Genomic DNA, 19,255 nt, shown 5'->3' on the forward strand with positions numbered 1-19,255 from the left:
GTCAGCCCGCGCTGAGCACGGCAGTGGAACGGCAGACACCGTTTGCCCGTCCCGCCGGCTCCCCCAGAACGAGCCTGCGGTGGGTCCGGCCACGACGCGGGCGTCGCCCGCCGCGTCCACGTTCGCCCCTGCCATACCCCCAATACGGACGCCGGGGCGCCAACAGTTCATCCGTTTCACGTTTGTTCACCCGGCTCGCCCGCGCCCGTCGATGCGCGGCCACGAGCGAGCAGGACCACCAGCCCACCCGTGCCGAACAAAGAACCTGCGGCGGCCGTCGGGCCGCCGCAGGTTCTTGCCAGTTCCACACCCGTCCGGACAACGCGTCCGTCAGCGGCGACCACCACCGCCGCCGCCACCGCGACCGCCGCGGGCGATGCCGGTAACGATGTTCTCGACGCCCTCCAGGTACGTCGTCGCGTCGATCCCGTTGCCGTGTGCGCTTTCGAGCATTTCTTTGAGCATCCGCAGGAGGTATTGCAGACCCATGGCGCCTGGCCTGATCCCGGAGGCGTAGACCTTGCCCAGTTCGGTCCTTCCCGCCGTTTCGAGGTTGTCCGCCACCGAAAAGCTGACGTTGCGTTCGGCGTCCGCGAACAAGTCGGAATACTTGCCGAGCAACTTCAGCGCATCGCGGAGCAGCTCGGTGTCGACCGTGATGTTCTCACTCATAGCGGTTCAACCACTTCTCCGCGCTCGCGATCGCGTCCTCGATGACGGCGTCGACATCCGGCGCGCTCTTGCGCATGTCCGCGAGGTCCATGGACCCCGGCAGGAACCCGCTCACCTTCTCGTTCATCTTCGCCACGGCCTTGTCCTGCGCCCGCGTGACGACCTCGATGATCTTCGTGCAGAGTTCGTTGGCCGGCATCTGACGCCAACGATCGCCCCGCAACGTCAAACTGGTCAGTCGGCCCGCCGAGTCGACGCTCGCCTCGATCTGCCTGTTCTTGGTGGTCGCTTTCTCGTTGATCTGCTGCAGTTCGGCCATCGTCTGCTGGAACGAGCTGCTCTTGTCCCGCAGCTCGTCCAGTGCCAGCCGGAAGGCCTCTCGCTGGTTCTCCGAAGTCACGACTGGTCCCTTCTCTGGTTACCGACTACTCCTTGCTCGCCGTTCTTCTCGTCCCCTGCGACGTCGGGGGTCGCCATGCTGTGCGGGACCGCCACCGGCTCGTACACGTCCGGCGAAACCTCCCGGCCCTCGGCATCCGCGCCGGTTTCCTGGGGCAGCCCGAGAATTCCGAGGCGGGCGTTGCCGTGGGTCCCCCACACCTCGGCGTCCTCGGACAGCCAGGTCAATCGCTGACGCTCCCGGTTCCTGCCGCCGGGCGCGCCGGCCGGCGTCATCGGCATCAACGGCAGGTGGGAGCCGCGCGCGCCGACGCCGGCAGCGTTGGCACCTGCTGCACTCGCGGCGCCCGCGCCGCCCATGCCCGCGCCGGGCGGCATCATCGGGAACATCGGCATCTGCGGGTCGCGGCCGTTGCCGGAACCCGTCTCGGCACCGTCGTACAGCTGCTCCGGCAGGTCCTCGGACCACTCGGCCCACCCCTGCCCCTGGAAGGCGTGGATCGGGGTGTGGTCGGGACCCAGACCGAGCGCGTCGCCGTCCAGGCCGCCGTTCGGGAAGACGCTCTCCCCGGCTTCCGGCGCGCGGAGCGAACCTCCGGGCGGCAGCACGGTCGAGTCGCGGCCCGTGCCGTCCGGCCCAGCGGTGAGGTCGATGGCCTGCTCGGACAGGGCGTCGAAGTCACCGCCGGTCCAGCTGCCTTGGTCGGTCAACCCCGGCACATGGACTGCACCGTCCGGTCGGCCCGATCCGGTGAGGCCCTTGAGCAAAGCTTCGGAGTCCGGCACCGCCGCTTCCTCGATGCCGTCGGCGGACTCCGGCGCGACGTTGCCGAAATCGAGATCGGTCGGCTCGGCGTCGTCCCCCTCCTCTTCCGGGGCGAACAGCAGCTCGTCCGGAACGATCACCGACCCGTCGTCGTCGGCCGCCCCACCACGAAGGTTGTTGCGCATCGACGGCGGCACCATGAGGTTCGACGTGCCGGCACCCGGGCCGCCGAAAAGGCCGCCCGGCGGGAGGAACGGTGGCAGGACGCCGGTGCCCATCCCACTCCGACCACCGTTGACGCCCGTGGCGCCGGCATCGCCGTTGGCACCCGCTGGGCCGTCCCCGCCGTTCGCGCCCGCGAAGCCGTCGGCGCCGCCCGCGCCGTCACCGCCGGTGAAGTCGGCAGCGAAGACATCGCCTCCGCCGGGAAAGCTGCCCTGGCCGCCTCCGCCGCCGGCGAAGTTGCCCTCGCCGTTGCCGAGGTTCACCTCACCGTTGCCGTTGGCGCTCGGGATGTCCACCGGGCCGAACGCGTTCGGTCCGGTGGACCGGTCTCCCCCGCCTGCGCCGTCCGACGGTGGCTCGACGAAGGCCTGGTCGCCCTGACCGTTGCCGTTGTCCGGGCCGCCCTGGCCGTTGCCGGTGGACTCGCCGTCCCCGCCTTGCGGTCCGAAGTTGACCTCGTCGTGTCCGTCCGCGGGCGGCGGCACGAAGTTCCTGCCGTCGCCGTTGCTGCCGTTCTCGCCGCCGGCACCGTCGGCACCATCGGGGCCGTTGCCGTTCCCTCCGGCTTCGCCGTTGCCGCCGCCACTGCCGTGGTTCTCGCCGTGATTGCCCCCGAGCGGGGTGTTGGGGTCGGTGATCGCGACGAACGCCGGCTTCGAATCCAGGTAGGCCTGGCCGAGATTGTCCAGCAGTTCGACAGCGCGCTCGTTCAGCGGCTTCATCTGTTTGCGGACATAGTCGCTGATCCGGCTGTTGATGAGGTCCCACGTGGCCTGGCTGTCGAGCGGACCACCGAACGGCTCCATCCCCTCCGGCAGCGGATAGGGCTCGAACGTGCGCGACTCACCGGTCTCCTCGATCACCACGTGACTTTGGTAGCTCCCGGCGATCGCCCGGACGTCTCGCCGGAATTCCGGTGCGGAGCCGGCGTTCGAGTGATATCCGGCGATGACGGTCCGGATGTACTCCTCCGCCCGCGCCCGGCCGTTCTCCGCCAGCGTGTCGAGCACGTAGGGATTCGACGTCGACACGTCCAACCCCATGTTCACGATGTAGTGGTAGATGTTGCGCACCACGGCGTCCATCGCGTCGTGCACCGCGGTGTGCAGCGTGCCGCTGTACTCGTTCCACAGCTCGGCCATCTCACGTCCGAACCGGGAAAGCGCGTCCGCGTTCTGCTGCAAGGCCTGCGACGGTGGCGGGTTCTTGTCGGTGGTCAGCTGCCGGTGCAGGTCCTCCACGGTGGTCCCGAGCTGGATCACCCTGTTCGCGATGACGTGCGCGGCCAGACCGTGGAAGGCCGAATCACCCGCTCCGATCCGGCCCGCCCACTGCGCCAACGTCTCGTGCGCGCTCGCCAGCCAGCTGATGTAGCCGTCGAGCAGCTCCTTGGTGTTCAGGAAGTAGTTGACATCGATCTTGCCGATGTCGGCGGCGGCGAGCCCGCCGATCATCCCGTCGACCTCGGTGACGCCGCTGGTCCAGTTCTCGATCTCCTCGAGGTTCTTGTTGACCGAGACGTACCACACGTCCCACGCGTGGTAGCTGAAGCCGGTGGCGCGTGGGCCGCCGTCGACCTGCGCCGACCCGGGCGCGAGGTCTCCCCCGGCCTGGATGAACCACCCTTTGCCCGGTGTCGCACCCCGGTCGAGGACGGCTTGCAGGTTCGGGCCGAGCCCGGTGGTGATCCGCAGGGCGTGCTCGAACGTGCCCACCGGGGGCAGTTCGCCGTTCGGACTCGTCATCGCGTCCCCTCCGAAGACTGCTCCGCGGTCTGTTCCTGGGTTTGGCGGTCCTTGCCCTTGCTGCTCGGAGCCTTCGAGCGCACGTGCACGTGAGTGGGCGCGCGCTGCTCCTCGTTCTCCACCTCAGGACCTTCCGGCAGGCCGATGACGCCCGCCGTGGCGGCGCCCTTGGTGCCCCAGATCTCCTCGTCCTCGGACAACCAGGTCTGCCGCTCGCGATCCTTGTTCTGCTGCGCTCCGTTCGGCGGCATGATCGGTGGCATCATCGGTGGCATGAACGGCGTGCGGCCGCCGACGCCGCCGATGCCGGTGCCCGTTCCGCCCTGGCTCTGCTCGGTGCCGGACCAGTTCGACCATCCCTCGCCGCTGAACCCGCCGGCGCCGCCCGTGTCGCCGCCGACGCTGCCCTCTCCACCGGCACCGCCGCCCCCGGCGGGGAAATTGGCACCGGCGGCGACCTCCTTGCCGTTCCCACCGCCGAGCAGGTCGCGCAGGTCGTCCGGGATGTTCGTCGAGGCGCTCGGCGGGTCGTGCTTGCCGGACAGGTCGGGGATGTTCGTCGAACCGTTGCCGCCGCCGTTGAGCAGGTCCTTGAGTGTCTCGTCGTCCAAGCCCCCGACCGGGAACTCGTTGCGGTCGTCGTCGAGCAGGTCGGACAGATCGGGGATGTTCGACGAACCGGTGCCGTTGGCGCCGTTTCCGCCGAGGTCGAGGGCCACCGGGTTGCCGTTGGCGTCGAACACCGGCAGCGGATTGCCGTTGGCGTCCAACGGCAGGTCCAGGGTGCCGTCCCGGTTGATCGGGATCGGGTTGCCGTCGGCGTCGAACAGGGCTGGGTTGCCGTCGGCGTCGAACACCGGCAACGGATTGCCGTTGGCGTCCAACGGCAGATTCAGCGTGCCGTCCCCGTCCAGGGGGATCAGGTTGCCGTTGGCGTCGTACATCGGTGGCGGGCTGAGCCGCTGCAGGTCGACGGGGTTGCCGTTGGCGTCGAACACCGGCAACGGATTGCCGTTGGCGTCCAACGGCAGGTTCAGGGTGCCGTCCCCGTTCATCGGGATCGGGTTGCCGTTGGCGTCGAACAGCTGTGTCGGCTTGCCGTTGTTGTCCAGCGGCGACTTGAAGGTGCCGATGCCTCCCGGACCTGGGGTGATCGGCAAGCCGCCGGGGCCGAGCAGGTTGTTCAGCTGATCGGTCAAGTTGCCGGTGCCGTTGGCATTGGGGCCGTCACCATTGCCGAACAGGTTGTTCAGCTGATCGGTCAGGTTGCCGGTGCCGTTGGCGCTGGGTCCACCGCCGCCTGGGCCCCCGCCACCGTTGAGCAGATTGTTCAGCTGATCAGTCAGATCACCATTGCCGTTCGGACCACCACCGCCCGGGCCCCCGCCACCGTTGAGCAGATTGTTCAGCTGATCGCTCAGATCACCATTGCCGTTGCCGTTCGGACCACCACCACCGTTCGGACCACCCTCGAACAACTTCTTCAGCTGGTCGTCGAGATCGCTGTTGCCCTTGCCGTCGCCGAAGAGGCCGCTGAGGTCGATCTTGGTCTTGCCGCCGCCCCCGTCACCGAACAGGTCCTTGAGGATGTCGTCGACATTGGTGTTGCCGCCGCCGTTCCCGCCGCCGAGGCCGCCACCGCCACCGCCGCCCTCCAGCGGCTGCGGGTCGTCGAGCGCCGCCAAATTCGGCTTCGCGCTGAGGTAGGAGTCCTCGAGGTAGCTCATCGCCTCGCGTGCCGACTCGTGCAGCAAGTCCATGATTTCCTCGATGTAATCGTTGATGTAACGATTGGCCTGCTGCCACGTTGCCGCCGAATTGAGTGGACCGGTGATCTTCGGGAAGGTCTCGACGCCATTGACCGGAGCGATGGGAACGGGATCATACGGCTCGTTCACAATATCGAATTCAACACTGCTGACATCGCTGAAGATGTCGCGAAAATAATCATCCAAACCGTTGTTCATCTTGAAGTTCGCGATGCGCGCGCCTTGATTGTGGGTCGAACTCCAGGCGGCGACCACCCCGCGTATATATTCTTTGGCCGGATCAGCCGAGAACCCCGATTTGAAGTCGCGCTCCCACGGGCTGACATGGGAATAATTGATGAGATCGAGCAGGTAGTTCGGCTCGCCGTGCGCCAGCCCCAATTGCCGAACGTACAAAGCAACGTTTTTGACGAGGTTGCCGACCAGCTTCCCGGGCAAGTCGTACAGCGCATCACGCACGGTGTACCAGGCGGTCGCCATCATCCGGATGAAGGACTGCAGGGCGCTGGCGAGTTCGAGAATCTTCTGCGGCGTCTCGCGATCCTCCACGATCTGTTCGAGGATGTCGCTGACGATGAACTGGAAGTTCTTGACGTGCTGGTAGATGACGTTCGCGGCTTTACCTTTGAACGAGTCGTCGTCGCTGGTCAGCTTGTCGACCCAGGTCTGCAGTACCGCATCTGCCGAACGCAGCCAGGCCAGGTACTCGTCCAGCACCATCTGCACGTCGTAGAACTGCGTGATGTCGACCAGGCCGAGCCGACCCCCCAGCAGATCGCCGACCATGCTGTCCATCTCTTCGATCTGGTCGTTCCACTGTCTGATCAGCTCCCAGTCGGCGTTGATGCCGATCCACACGGCGCCGTACGCCGTGTAGGTGTACGCGGCACTACTCGTCGAGCCGCCGTCCGGCTTTTTGTTGTCCGAATCGTCCGAACTGCTTTTGCCGGATTCCGTCATGGCGTTCGACAACGACAGCCAGCCCTCACTGCCCTCGCCGTTGCCACTGCCCTTTTTCAGCAGACCGGAGAGGTCGACGGTCTCCATTCCGGTGACCTCGCTGAAGATGTCGAAGAAGGTCAGCCGGCGGTTATCACCTCCCGGCGCTGAATTCCCCTCGGCCATAGTCGCTCACCGCCAGTTCAACGTCCGTCAGTCGTCTTTGTCGGAGTCGGAGTCCGAGTCGGAATCGTTGTCCGAGTCCGAGTCGGAAGCCGAATCGGAGTCGCTCGAGTCGTTGTTTCCTCCACCGCCACCGGTGAAGCCGCCGCCACCACCGCCGCTGCTGCCGAACCCGGGGAACTCACTCGTGAACGCCGAAGCCGTGTACGCAGCCAGGTCGTTCGTGTCGTTGAACACGGTGACCGCGTTTTCCAGCGCACGATGGAACTTGTCGAACGCCAGCTGCAGCTTCTTCGTGTTGGACTTGACCGAGCTGCCGAATTCGTTGGCCCACGAGTTCAGGTTCTCGGCCGGGTCGAACGTCTGCCCCTTCGGCTGCAGCAGCAGGCTGTTGTCGAGGTGAATGTGCGTCGTGTCGCTGTAGATCGCCTTGAGGATCGTGCTTTCCAGCTCATCGATGGCGGCCATCAGCTGGCGGTACGAAGCCTCGTCGAACGTGACGTTCGGGTCGCCGGTCGTGTTGCCGTTGTTACCGCCTTCGCCGTCGCCGCTGCCGCTGGAATCGCTGTCTTCGTCGTCGTCCTTGCCGTCGCTGTCCTCGTCTTCCTTGTCGTCGTCCTTGCCGTCGCTGTCCTCGTCCTCGTCGTCCTTGCCGCTGCCTTCGCCGTCCTCGTCTTCGTCCTCGTCGCCCTTGCTCTCGCTGTCCTCGTCGCCCTCGTTGTTGCCGCTGCCGTATCCACTTCCTGGGAACCCGTTGCCGTCCCCGTCCCCGGCGCCGTTACCTGCACCGTTACCGCTGCCGGTGCCACTACCGCCGCCTTCGCCGTCTCCCTTGCCCGGTGGCGGCGCCCAGGTGTAGCTGGGGTAGAAGTTCTTGCCGGTCACCGGGTCGACGATCGGTTTGCCGTCGGGCCCCATGAGCGGCGGGTCCGTCTGACCCTCGGAGTCCTGCGGCGTGTACGTCTTGTAGAGGTAGTCGCCGTCCTCGTTCGTGACCGGGTCGCCGTTCTCGTCCAGGATCGGCTCGCCCAGCGGGCCCGCACCGGGTTCGGTGTTCTCTCCCGGCTTGGTCGACTTGGTGAACGTGCCCGGCGGTGGCGCCCATGTGTAGGTGGGATAGAGGTGCTGGCCCGTCCTCGGGTCGACGACCGGGTTGCCGTTCTCGTCACGCAGCGGCTCCTCGGTCTGCCCCTCGTCCGGCGCCGGCTTGTACGTCCGGTAGAGGTGCTCGCCCGTGTCCGGGTTGATCACCGGCGTGCCGTCAGCAGCCGTCACCGGATCCGGCTTGACGTGCGACGCGACCGGTTCGCCGTCCGGCGTCTCGGACCCAGGGGGCGGTCCCCACACGTAGTTGGGGTAGAACTTGTTCCCGGTCTCGGGGTCGATGATCGGATCCCCGTTGGCGTCGAGCAGCGGTTCGCCTTCTCCGTCCTTCGACGGGAGGTAGACCTTCCAGAGGTGCTCACCGGTTTCCGGGTTGACGACCGGGTTGCCGTTCTCGTCGGTGAAGTGCACCGGCGCGAGTTCCCGCTGATGAAGCTCTCCGGCTTCCAGCTCGTCCGGCGAGGGCCCCCATCGGTAGACGGGCTCACCCGAGCCGTCGTCGTCGACGTAGAGGTGCTCGCCCGTTTCCGGGTCGACCACCGGGTTGCCGTCGCTGTCCAGAACCTCCTCGCCGTACGACGTCTTGGCCGGCGTGTGGCTGTCGCCCGTGTTCGACTTGTCGGTGTCGGAATCGGTGTCGGTATCGCTGTCGGAATCGGTGTCGGTGTCGTAGCCGACACCCGTCCCGGAGCCGCTGCCGGAGCCGGACCCGCCACCTCCGCCGGACCCGCCTCCGGATCCGCCGCCGTCGGATTGATCGCCGGTGGAATTCCCGGTGTCGTCGTTGCCGGTCGACTTGTCAGAGTCGTCGTCGGTGTCGTCCTCGGTCGACTTGTCGGAGTCGTTGTCGCCCTGACCGTTGCCGTTGCCGGACGACTGATTGGAGCCATTGCCGCTACCACCGCCGGGGTTACCGCCGGAGCTGCCGTAGTGGCCGGTCCCCGGGTTGCCCCCGCCACCACCCGATCCACCACCGCCGGACTGATCGCCGGTGGAGTTCCCGGTGTCGTCGCCGCCGGTCGACTTGTCAGAGTCGTCGTCGGTGTTGTTGCCGGTCGACTGGCCGGAGTCGTTGTCGGAGCCGTTGTCCGAGTCGTCGTCGCCTTGGGTGTCGCCGGGTGACTGGTTGGCCTCGTCGCCGCGGTTGCCGTTGCCGTGGTTTCCCGCGAAATTGATGCCCTCGCCGTTGCCGGACTTGCCGTAATGACCGGCACCCGGGTTGCCACCACTGCTGCTGGAGCCGCTGTCGCCGCCGGGCTGGTCATGGTCTCCGCGACCACCGCGACCGCCCGGCTGATCGTCGTCGCCGGTGTGCCGACCCTTGTCGTCCGGGTCGTCCGGGTCGTCGGGGTCGTCGGGGTCGTTGGAATCGTTGCGGCCGCCCCGGCCTTCGTCGTCGCCCGATCCGGTGCCGGAGTCGTCGTCGGGGTCGCGCCCGGCAAGCTTGTCGAAGGTGTCCGACAGCTCGTCGAACTTTTCCGACAGTTCGTCGAAGTCCTCGGCGAGATCCTCGAACAACTCGTCGAGGTCCTCGTCGTCGCCTGCGCCGTCCCCGGTCGAATCCGAGTCGGAGTCGTCGCCCCGACGGTTCGACCGCGAGTCGGAGTCGTCGTCGCTGTTCGACGTCTGCCTTACGTTGTCGTCGTCATCGTCGCCGGCCCTCTTGGCCAGCTTGTCGAACTTGACTGCCAGCTCGTCGAAGTCATCGGCCAGCTCCTCGAACTGGTCCGAGATCTCCTCGAAGGTTTCGGCGTCCTCCGCGTCGCTGTCCTCACCTCGCGCCGACACATCGTCCGGGTCGCGCCGGTCGTCGTCACCACGCGAACCACGCTCATTCCGGTCGCGGTGGTCGTCGTCGCCACGCGAACCGCGCTCGTCGTCGCGCCCGTCCTCGTCGTCTCGCCGGCGGCGACGAAGCGCCAGCTGCCGTGCCCCCGGGTCGGTCTGGTCGTCGTCTCCTGATCCCCTGCCGGAGCCACCGCCGCCTCCGGACGACCCACCACCTCCGTGACCACCGAAGAAGTCGTGCCCGGTGCCCTTCTTGTGGTCGACGGCCAGCCGGTGGAACTCCTCCGCCGCTTCGTCCAACAAGTCCGACATCCCGTCGAACTCGTTGGCAAGTTCGGCGAAATGTCCCGCTGTCTCACCAATACTGCCCGCGGGCGTGCTCTCACCGTCGACCGCGAAATCCTGCACCGGCGTCGCCGGTACCTTGTCGGTCGCGAACCCCTCCTGATCCGGGTCCGCCATCCGATTCGCATAAGGGGACATCGGCATTCCCATCAGAGGGTTAGCCGAATGTGCCGACTCGGCGTCTGGTTTCCGCGAGCGAGCGATCCGCTCCGGATCAGTTCCCTCCACCGAACTCTCCTTTCGCTACCAAGAAACGTCAGCCACCGCTGATGGGAATGCCGATACCCGTACGAACCGAATCAGGGATTGAGCTGGTAACCCATGTCGGCTGCGCTGCCGAGCATGATCTGCTGGCCGCGCCGGTCGCCTTCCAGCACGATCTCGTGAACCTTGTAGGCCTTGCCGGCCTCCTTCTCGATGTCGGCCAGCATCTCCAGGTAGAGCCTGGTCCACTCGCGCTGATTCTTCTCCCAGATGGCGACCGAGTTGCCGAACAGAGCCTCTTCCTTGGAGTTCAACAGGTGGTTCAGGCTGTCCAGCTCGGCACCCAGCTCGTGGACGCACTTCATGAACCGGTTGTTCAGTTCGGCGAACGCGGGATTGTTTACGTTGATGTAAGTCATGGCAGTCCTTTCGATGTCCTGACCGAATCCCCGGCTTAGCTGTTCGCCGTCTGGACCGAGTCGGAACCGGTCTGGATGAGCTGGTTACGCACACCGATCACGCGACCGTTCATCTCTTCCAACTGATTGAGAATCAGCTGGAATCGCTGGTTCCAGTCGCCCACCGAGTCGGAAAGAATCCGACCCGCATCCAAATCGGCGACCGCCGGGATCTGATCTCCGATGCTGCGCACCTGCAGGTCCAACGCCTGCATGTTCTGCTTCACGAGTGCCGTCTTCTGGATGATGTTGTCCAGAATTGGCACGTCACCACCGGTGTTTTGCGACACTGGCCACTCCTCTGCTATTTCTTCTTATCCTCGAAAAGGTCGAGTACCGGACCGGTCGGCAACAGAGCGAGCAGCTCCGCCGGGACCGGTTCGGCGGATTCGACCGCATACCCGAGCGCCTGAGCTGCTTCGCTGCTGGCGACGGGAAACTTCGCACCGGCTTCCGTGATGAGGTAGATGCCGACACCCGACTGGCCCGGCGCCGGCTGGGTGCGGGCGAGCATGCCCCCGCCGGGCGCCACCGCGACCGCGTCGGCCACGCGGCCGTCACGGCTGATACCGACCGCATCGCTGACCGGGGCACCGACCGGGCCGGGGGCGGCCACCAGCGTCGTGTGGTCGTTCTGCCACCGGACGCACGGCACCTCGGCCCCGGTGTCGAGCGCCTTCGGCGGCTTCGGCGGCATGCCCGCCTGCCACGCCGGGCCGGCCAGCACCTTCTCCGCAGCCAGTTGTGCCGGGGTGAGGGTGAGCGGCGAGGCGCTCTCGCTCGCCGGGTTGGCCGTCAGCAGCGTCGCCACGGTCTCCGAGACCGGTATCAGCCCGTCGGAGTCGACCACGAAGTACTTGTCCCCGACGGCCTCGGGCACGACGACGACCTCCCCGCGGGTGGTTGCGTTGCCGCCGATGGTCGGACCTGCGCCGCCCCGCTTCACCGGTGGAACGCCCAGGTCGGGGCCCGCGGGCAGCGTGTTCAACCACGTGGAGTCGGCCGAGACCGCCTTCTTCGGGTCGAACCCGAGCGCTTGCGGCACCCACGTCTCGGTGATCCGCAGCCGCGTGCCGTTCCAGGCCAGGAAGAACTGATCGCCGTTGCGCAGCAACACCGCCTCGTCCGGGGAGAACGGACGGCTGCCCGTCGCCGCCCCCACGGCGACCGAGACCTTCGGGTCACCGTCGGCGACACCCGCGCACACCGTCCATGGCTGGCCCGCGATGCCCGGCAGCGGCATGGTGTCCGGCGCGCCCGGGATGCCGATCGGCGCGCCCTCCGGGACGTCGGCGATGTCGGCGGAATTCACCGTCTCCACCGCCGGCTCGCCCTTGGCGAGCAGCCGCGCGGACGCATGGTTGAGCACGGGCCGCAACCGGCCGCCGATCAGCATGTACCGGCTGCCAGTGTCCTCGTTGAGGATGAGCGTCCCTGGCTCGCGCCACCTGTCGCCGCTGCGGCCGAGCAGGAACGTCACGATCAGCACACCGGCGAGCACGACGATGGCGATGCCGATGCCACCTGCGACGCCGACCGCGGTCCGGCGAAGCGGTCTGTTCTGCGCGTCGGGGTCGGTGCGCAGGACGGCGGCAAGAAGCCGTCCGGCAGTGAACTTGTGCGCGTCTACCTGCTCACGCCTGTCGTACACGGCCACCTCCCCTTCTGCATCGAGACACGGCTGACGATCTTGTGCTGGTTCACAGCCAGGTGGCGGCCCACGAGTAGAACCCGGTGACCACGAGCAGCAGCGCCATCACCGCGAGCGCGAACACCCAGTGCAAGATGTCGCCCCAGCGGCCCCACCGCGGGACGAGTCGTCGTCCCGGCAGCACCATGGCGCCGGCGACGAAGTTGCCGGCCAGCGCGAGCAGCGCGACCACGACGGCCAGCTGCCCGAGCAACGGCAGCTGCGCGGTCCAGCCCAGCGCCACGGCAACCAGACCGACCAGCGCGGGCGCCATCGTGGCCAGCCGGTGCCACATGCCGTTCAGCTCACGCGACTGCAACAGCAGCACGCCCGCCACGACGGCCGCCAACGTGCTGGGCGCCCAGGCGAGTTCGGACGCCAACGCGAGCATCGAGCCGACACCGAGCACGGCGAGCACGGTGAGGAACGCCGTCAGGTACTCGTCGGCGAGGTTGGCCCGGTCGAGCACGTCCTTGCTCGGCAGCGGGTCGAGGTTCTCCTGGAACTCCTCCGGGGTGAGCGGCACAGGTTCCGGCGCCAAGCCCGCCAGCCAGGCGGCGAACGACGGGGCGATCCGGGTCGAGATCAGCATGATCACGGTCATCACCGCGCCGAGCTGCGCGCCGTCGAGCCCGATCAGCACCGAGATCGTGGTGCCACCGGTGAGCAACACACCGGCGACGGCCACGGCGAGGAACCACGGCCGGGAGACGCCGATCGCGGCGTGCGCCAGGGTGCCTGCCACCGCGAGGGCCACCGCGAACGCCAGCACTCCGGGAGCGGTCAGCCAGGTCGTGACGGTCGCCGATCCGGCGGGCATGGCGAGACCGGCGAGACCGGCCGCGACGATCGCGACGACACCGAGCGTCGTCGCGACCGCGGTGTCCTCGACGAACTTCGCCATCACCACCCCGGCGATGAGCAGCAGGACCCCGGCCACGCCCGCGGAGATGGCGATCGCCGTGCCGGTACCGGTGAACGTCGTGACGAACACCCCGAGCAGGCTGAAGAACGCGGCGAGCCCGATGCACAGACGTCTGGTCAGCGCGGGCCGCCACGAGTCGTTGCGCTTGGACAACCCGGTGTGGATGCCGTCGACCAGGTCGTCGAAGTCGGCCACCGGCAGCTGGTCGTCGCGGGGACGCAGGTACAGGATGTCGCCGTCGTAGAGGCCGGCGGCCGCCGTGCCGTGGTTCTCGTCGAGGGGTTCCTCGCCGAGGCGCTGCAACACCCACCCGTCGTGGCCGAGCCCGGTGGTGGCCAGCGCCGGGTCGAGATGACCGAGCACGGTCGGCATCAGATCCGAGATCGGCACGTGCACCGGGACCGCCAGCTCGACGCGGCTGGTCGGCCCGACGATGGTCAGCCGGCATACCTCACCCGCGTTCGACGGCGTCGCGGCCGCGCGAGCCACGGGGTCCGCAGCATTCACATGTGTGCCTGCCATGCCACCTGTACGGAAGGCGGCTGGGGAAAGGTTCAGCGCTTCCCCATTTGTTCACCGGCGGCCGTCGCAGATGAACACCTGGCCCTCCCCGCTCCGTGTCCACCACGGACGACCGCGTGCGAGGAACCGGCGATCACGGAGGAGCCGCGATGACGACCACGATTTTCCGCAGGCCGAGCCGGGAGAAACCACCGGAGATGCCCAGCGGTGAGCTGTCGTTGCAGGAACCGCCTGCCCTGCCGGAACTCGCCGGCCGGGACTACATGACGTCGCTGATGATGCTGCCGATGATGCTCGGCGGCGGCGTCTTCATGCTGATCTACATCGGCCCGCGCAACCCGATCCTCGCGCTCGGCATGTTCGGCCTGATGATCACGATGGGCATCCTGATGTTCATCGTGCAGATGCTGCGCGGCGGCGTGGACCGTCGGATCAAGATGCGCGGGGAACGCCGGGACTACCTGCGCTATTTGAGCCAGATCCGGGTCCAGGTGCGCAAGAGCGCGGACAAGCAGCGGGAGTCGCTCGCGTGGCGGCACCCGGACCCCAACGGGCTGTGGTCGGTGGCCATGTCCGGCAGGCTGTGGGAGCGGCGGGCCGCCCACGGTGACTTCGCGGAGGTCCGCATCGGCACCGGCACGCAGCGCCTCGCACTACGGATCTCGCCGGTGAGCTCGAAACCGATCTCCGACCTCGAACCGCTGTCGGCTCGCGCGCTGCGGAAGTTCATCAACGCGCACAGCTCGGTGGCGAACCTGCCGACGTCGCTGTTCCTGCGCGGGTTCGCCAAGATCCGCTTCGGTGGCGACATCGAGGTCATCCGAGGGATGACCAGGGCCATCCTCGGTCAGCTCGCCACGTTCCACTCACCGGAGGACCTGCGCATCGCCGTGTGCACCACGCCGCAGCGGGCCGAGCTGTGGGACTGGGTGAAGTGGCTCCCGCACGCCCAGCACCCGGTGGAGCAGGACGGCGCGGGCAACGTCCGGTTGCTGGCCGACGGCATCGACACGCTCACCGAGATGCTCGACACCGAACTCAGCGAGCGCGGCCGCTTCGAGGCAGCGGCCGCGCCCAGCGCCGACGAGCCGTACGTGGTCATCGTCCTCGACGGCGTCGAGGTGTCGCAGGAGTCGCGGCTCGCCGGGACGGGCTACCGCAACACCGTCGTGCTCGACGTCGCCGGGTCGCTGTCCGGCACCGGGCGCACCACGCTGCGCCTGGACGTCACCGCGGACAAGGTCGAAATGGTGCGCACCGACCGCACCGGACAGGAGATCCGCACCAAGATGTGCGTCCCCGACCAGCTCAGCATCACCAAGGCGGCGACGCTGGCCAGGACGATCACGCCGTACCGGCTCGGCGGGACGGCCGACGTGGCCGAACCGATGGTGGCCAACTTCGAACTGCCGGGCCTGCTGGGCATCACCGACCTCGAGACGTGGAACCCGGCGCCGATGGCCCGCACCGGGCTGACCAAGGACCGGTTGCGCATCCCGATCGGCATCACCGAGAACGGTGCGCCGATCGAGCTGGACATCAAGGAGTCCGCGCAGGGCGGGATGGGGCCGCACGGCCTGCTGATCGGGGCCACCGGGTCCGGCAAGTCCGAGCTGTTGCGCACGCTGGTGCTCGGCATGGCGATGACGCACTCGTCGGAGATCCTCAACTTCGTACTCGTCGACTTCAAAGGTGGTGCGACGTTCCTCGGGGTGGAGAACCTGCCGCACGTGTCGGCGGTGATCACCAACCTCGCCGACGAGGCCACGCTGGTCACCAGGATGCAGGACGCGCTGCACGGTGAGCTGCAGCGCCGTCAGGAGTTCCTGCGCGCGGCGGGCAACTACAGCTCGCTGCTCGACTACGAGAAGGCCAGGCTGTCCGGGGAGCCGCTGGATCCGCTGCCCACGCTGTTCGTCATCGTCGACGAGTTCAGCGAGCTGCTGGCCTCGCACCCCGAGTTCAGCGAGTTGTTCGTGATGATCGGACGGCTCGGCCGCTCGCTCGGGGTGCACCTGCTGCTGGCCAGTCAGCGCATCGAGGACGGCAAGATGCACAAGCTGGAGAGCCACTTGTCGTACCGGATCGGCCTGCGGACGTTCTCCGCGATGGAGTCCCGCGCGGTGATCGGTGTGCCGGACGCCTACCAGCTGCCCAGCGCCCCGGGTAACGGCTATCTGCGCAGCGACGTGGCGACGTTGATCCGGTTCAAGGCCGCCTACGTGTCGGGCCCGTATCGCAGGCGGACCCGCGAGCAGCGGCAGGAAGAGGTGCGGCAGCAGATCGTGCCGTTCAGCGTCGGCAAGGTCGCCCTGCCACCCGCGGCGAAGCCCGCCCAGCCCACCACGCCGAAGGAGGACGAGGAGACCGGCGAATCGGTGTTGTCGGTGGCCGTCGAACGGCTGCTCGGCTTCGGCCCGCCCGCACACCAGGTGTGGCTGCCGCCGCTGGCCGAACCACCCACGCTCGACCAGCTGCTGCCGCCGTTGGAGACGCACCCCGAACTCGGGCTGCAGGCGGTGGGCTGGTCGGGACGCGGCAAGCTGCGCGTTCCGGTCGGCATCGTGGACAAGCCGTTCGAGCAGCGCCGCGACCTGTACGTGGTCGATCTGTCCGGAGCCGGTGGCCACGTGGGCATCGCGGGCGCGCCGCAGTCGGGCAAGAGCAACTTGCTGCGCACCTTGATCTGCTCCATCGCGCTGACCCACACGCCGGAGGAGGTGCAGTTCTACTGCCTCGACTTCGGTGGCGGCACGTTGACCTCGGTCGCCGGGCTCCCGCACGTCGGCGGCGTGGCCAGCCGCATGCAGGAAGAGCGCGTCGCCCGCACCATCGCCGAGGTCCAGACGCTGCTGACCGAGCGCGAGCAGCGGTTCGCCCAGCACAACGTGCACAGCATGGCCGACTTCCGAGCCCGTCGTGCCGCCGGCGAGTTCCCCGACGACCAGCACGGCGACGTCTTCCTGGTGGTGGACGGCTGGGGCTCACTGCGCTCCGACTTCGAGCAGTACGACTTCACGTTGCGCCAGCTCGCCGCGCGTGGCTTGTCGTTCGGCGTGCACCTCATCCTGACGACCAACCGCTGGTCCGATGTGCACAGTTCGCTTCGTGACCAGCTCGGCACGCGGTTGGAACTGCGCCTGGGCGACAAGATCGACTCGATGATCAACATGCGCAAGGCCGGGGAGGTCCCGCAGCTGCCCGGTCGCGGCATGACGGCCGACGAGAAGCACTTCCTGTCGGGTGTGCCGCGTATCGACGGGATGTGCACCGCCGATGGTCTGGCCGACGCCACGCGCGACCTGGCGGAAGCCGTCGCGGAGAGCTGGCGCGGCAAGCGCGCACCGGCGGTGCGGATGCTGCCCGCGGTGCTGCCTGCCGGCGAGCTGCCCGCGCCGAAACTGCCGGGCCCGAAGATCCCGCTCGGCGCGGGCGAGCTGGACCTGCAGCCGGTGTGGCACGACTTCGGCGCCCGGCCGCACCTGACCATCGTCGGCGACAGCGGCAGCGGCAAGACGGCGGCGCTTCGCCTGATCATGAAGGCCATCACCACGGTGTACACGCCCGAGCAGGCACAGATCCTGCTCGTCGACACGCGCCGCGGACTGATGGACTGCCTGCCGGAGGAATACCGGCGCGGCGTCGCGGTGTCGGGGCCCGCGGCCGAGCAGCTGGTGCAAGAACTGGCCACCGAACTGCAGGAACGCGTCCCCGGCAGCGACATCACGCCCGCCCGGCTGCGCAAGCGCGACTGGTGGAGCGGACCCGAGATGTTCGTGCTGGTCGACGACTACGACCTGTTGCTGGGCAGCGGCGTCGGGCCGTTCGGTCCGATGATCGAACTCATCCCGCAGGCCGGTGACATCGGCCTGCACATGGTGATGGCGCGCGCCGCGGTCGGGTCGAGCCGCACCGCGATGGAACCGGTGACGCGCCGTCTGCAGGAGTCCAACACCCCGGAACTGGTGCTGTCGATGCCGCCGAACGAGATGCCGCTGCTCAACGGGTCGCGGGGCAGGCAGCTGCCGCCGGGCCGGGGTGTGCTGGTCACCCGGCGCGACGGCATCGGCGTGCAGGTGGGGTGGACGGAGGAACCGGAATGAGAAGACTCGCACGCGGGTTCGCCGTCGCGGCGACGCTGGGGCTGACGCTGTCGCTGGCGCCGCTGCCCGCGGCCGCTCAGGACGACGACAAGACGGTCGGCCAGTGCACCCCTCCGTCGGTGAAGCCGATCAAGAAGGAGTCCTGGGCGCAGAAGCGGATGGCTCCCGAGCGGGTATGGCACCTGACCAAGGGCGACGTCATCGTCGGCGTGATCGACACCGGGGTCAGCTCGGTGGCGCCCTCGCTCAAGGGAGCCGTGCTGCCCGGCACGAACCTCACCGGCAGCGGCAAGCGGGGTGACGGTGACTGCTTCGGAACCGGAACGTTCATCGCGTCACTGATCGCCGCACGTCCGGACGATCGCCCCGACGTGCCGTTCCATGGTGTGGCGCCGGAGGCACGGATCTTCCCGGTGCGCGTGAGTGACGACCCGCCCAAGATCCAGGACCACGCGTGGCTGGCGAAAGCGATCGCGGTCGGGATCAAGGACGCCACCGACGCCGGCGCCAAGGTGATCGCGGTCGGCCTGGTCGCCACCGTCAGCGTGCCGGAACTGCGGGCCGCGGTCGCCTACGCACACGAGCACGACGTGCTGATCGTGGCGTCGGCATCGCCGGCGAAGGACGGCCAGCTCGCGTTCCCGGCGCGGCTGCCCGGCGTCGTCGCGGTGTCGCCGATCGGTGAGGACGGCACGTCGAACGGCACACTGGGCACCCAGCCGTCGCTGGCGGGCCCCGCGACCAACGTGATCGGTGTCGGCCCGGAGGGCGAGGGCCACCGGGTCAGTTCGGCGCCGCAGCTGGCCGTCGGCTTCGTCGCCGGTGCGGCCGCGCTGGTGCGGGACTACCACCCCGAGTTGTCCGCACCGGATGTCCTGCAGCAGTTGCGCATCTCGGCCGACCACCCGTCGACGGCGCTGCCGAACAAGACCCTCGGCTACGGCGTGGTCAATCCCTACGCGGCGGTGACCACCGTTCCGGACAACGACCAGCCGGTCACTCCGCCGGCAGAGCAGTTGACGGTGCCGCTGCCGGAGCGGCCGGACCCGGCGCCGGCACAGCGCGCCTTGTGGTGGGCGGGCGGGGTCACGGCGGCGGCATTGCTCGTCGCCGGTCCGACGATCGCACTGGCGGCACGGCGGCGACGCGAGAAGTGACCGGGCGCCGGCGGATAAAACGGTTGTCAGTGGACGCGCTGCCCACCCGAGGTCGGACATCGTCCGCTGACGCGGCCGAGCACCTGGCGCTCGAGTTCGGCACGCGAGTCCGCCTCCAGCTTGGCGAGGACGCGCGCCACGTGCGCAACAACGGGCCGGAACACTCACCAGATGCCGATTCATTCCGTTGCCACATCACCGTTTCGTGAACGCAATGACCATATCGGTGACCTGACCCACAACGGCCGCCATAGTTCACCA

The 19,255-nt window shown here is 68.0% G+C and carries 11 protein-coding genes; 2 read left to right on the forward strand and 9 right to left on the reverse strand.

Features of this window, described 5'->3' with window-relative positions; genetic code table 11:
* Positions 1-330 precede the first annotated feature (330 nt).
* The 9 genes from YWM_RS0108595 to eccD form a co-directional block, all read right to left on the reverse strand.
* On the reverse strand, positions 331-672 hold the full coding sequence (locus YWM_RS0108595) for a hypothetical protein (protein WP_028850391.1): 342 nt from the start codon (positions 670-672) through the stop codon (positions 331-333).
* Positions 665-1,072, reverse strand: a complete 408-nt coding sequence (locus YWM_RS0108600) for a YbaB/EbfC family nucleoid-associated protein (protein WP_028850392.1) — start codon at positions 1,070-1,072, stop codon at positions 665-667. The genes YWM_RS0108595 and YWM_RS0108600 overlap by 8 nt, the downstream gene beginning before the upstream one ends.
* Positions 1,069-3,807, reverse strand: a complete 2,739-nt coding sequence (locus YWM_RS27055; protein ID WP_043660249.1) for a hypothetical protein — start codon at positions 3,805-3,807, stop codon at positions 1,069-1,071. Before YWM_RS27055 ends, YWM_RS0108600 begins: the two co-directional genes overlap by 4 nt.
* A complete protein-coding gene (locus YWM_RS0108610) occupies positions 3,804-6,701 on the reverse strand; it encodes a hypothetical protein (RefSeq protein ID WP_028850393.1) in 2,898 nt (965 codons plus the stop codon). Before YWM_RS0108610 ends, YWM_RS27055 begins: the two co-directional genes overlap by 4 nt.
* A 27-nt stretch (positions 6,702-6,728) precedes the next feature.
* On the reverse strand, positions 6,729-10,052 hold the full coding sequence (locus YWM_RS0108615) for a hypothetical protein (RefSeq protein ID WP_028850394.1): 3,324 nt from the start codon (positions 10,050-10,052) through the stop codon (positions 6,729-6,731).
* A 182-nt stretch (positions 10,053-10,234) separates the two neighbouring features.
* Positions 10,235-10,558 carry a hypothetical protein gene (locus YWM_RS0108620; protein WP_028850395.1) on the reverse strand — a complete coding sequence of 108 codons (324 nt, stop codon included), beginning with the start codon at positions 10,556-10,558 and terminating at the stop codon, positions 10,235-10,237.
* 35 nt (positions 10,559-10,593) lie between these two features.
* Complete coding sequence (locus YWM_RS0108625; RefSeq protein WP_028850396.1) at positions 10,594-10,887, reverse strand: hypothetical protein; 294 nt, start codon at positions 10,885-10,887, stop codon at positions 10,594-10,596.
* A 14-nt stretch (positions 10,888-10,901) separates the two neighbouring features.
* Complete coding sequence (gene eccB, locus YWM_RS0108630; protein WP_028850397.1) at positions 10,902-12,248, reverse strand: type VII secretion protein EccB; 1,347 nt, start codon at positions 12,246-12,248, stop codon at positions 10,902-10,904.
* A 49-nt stretch (positions 12,249-12,297) separates the two neighbouring features.
* Complete coding sequence (eccD, locus tag YWM_RS22725; RefSeq protein ID WP_084612271.1) at positions 12,298-13,734, reverse strand: type VII secretion integral membrane protein EccD; 1,437 nt, start codon at positions 13,732-13,734, stop codon at positions 12,298-12,300.
* 149 nt (positions 13,735-13,883) lie between these two features.
* On the opposite strand from eccD, the gene YWM_RS0108640 reads away from it, so the two are divergent.
* Positions 13,884-17,837, forward strand: coding sequence for a type VII secretion protein EccC (locus YWM_RS0108640; RefSeq protein ID WP_028850398.1), 3,954 nt, complete (start codon positions 13,884-13,886; stop codon positions 17,835-17,837).
* Entirely contained in the window at positions 17,834-18,994 is a 1,161-nt protein-coding gene (locus tag YWM_RS22730) for a S8 family serine peptidase (RefSeq protein WP_052344691.1), read from the forward strand. Before YWM_RS0108640 ends, YWM_RS22730 begins: the two co-directional genes overlap by 4 nt.
* Positions 18,995-19,255 lie beyond the last annotated feature (261 nt).

The organism is Thermocrispum municipale DSM 44069 (assembly GCF_000427825.1).
Lineage (GTDB): Bacteria > Actinomycetota > Actinomycetes > Mycobacteriales > Pseudonocardiaceae > Thermocrispum > Thermocrispum municipale.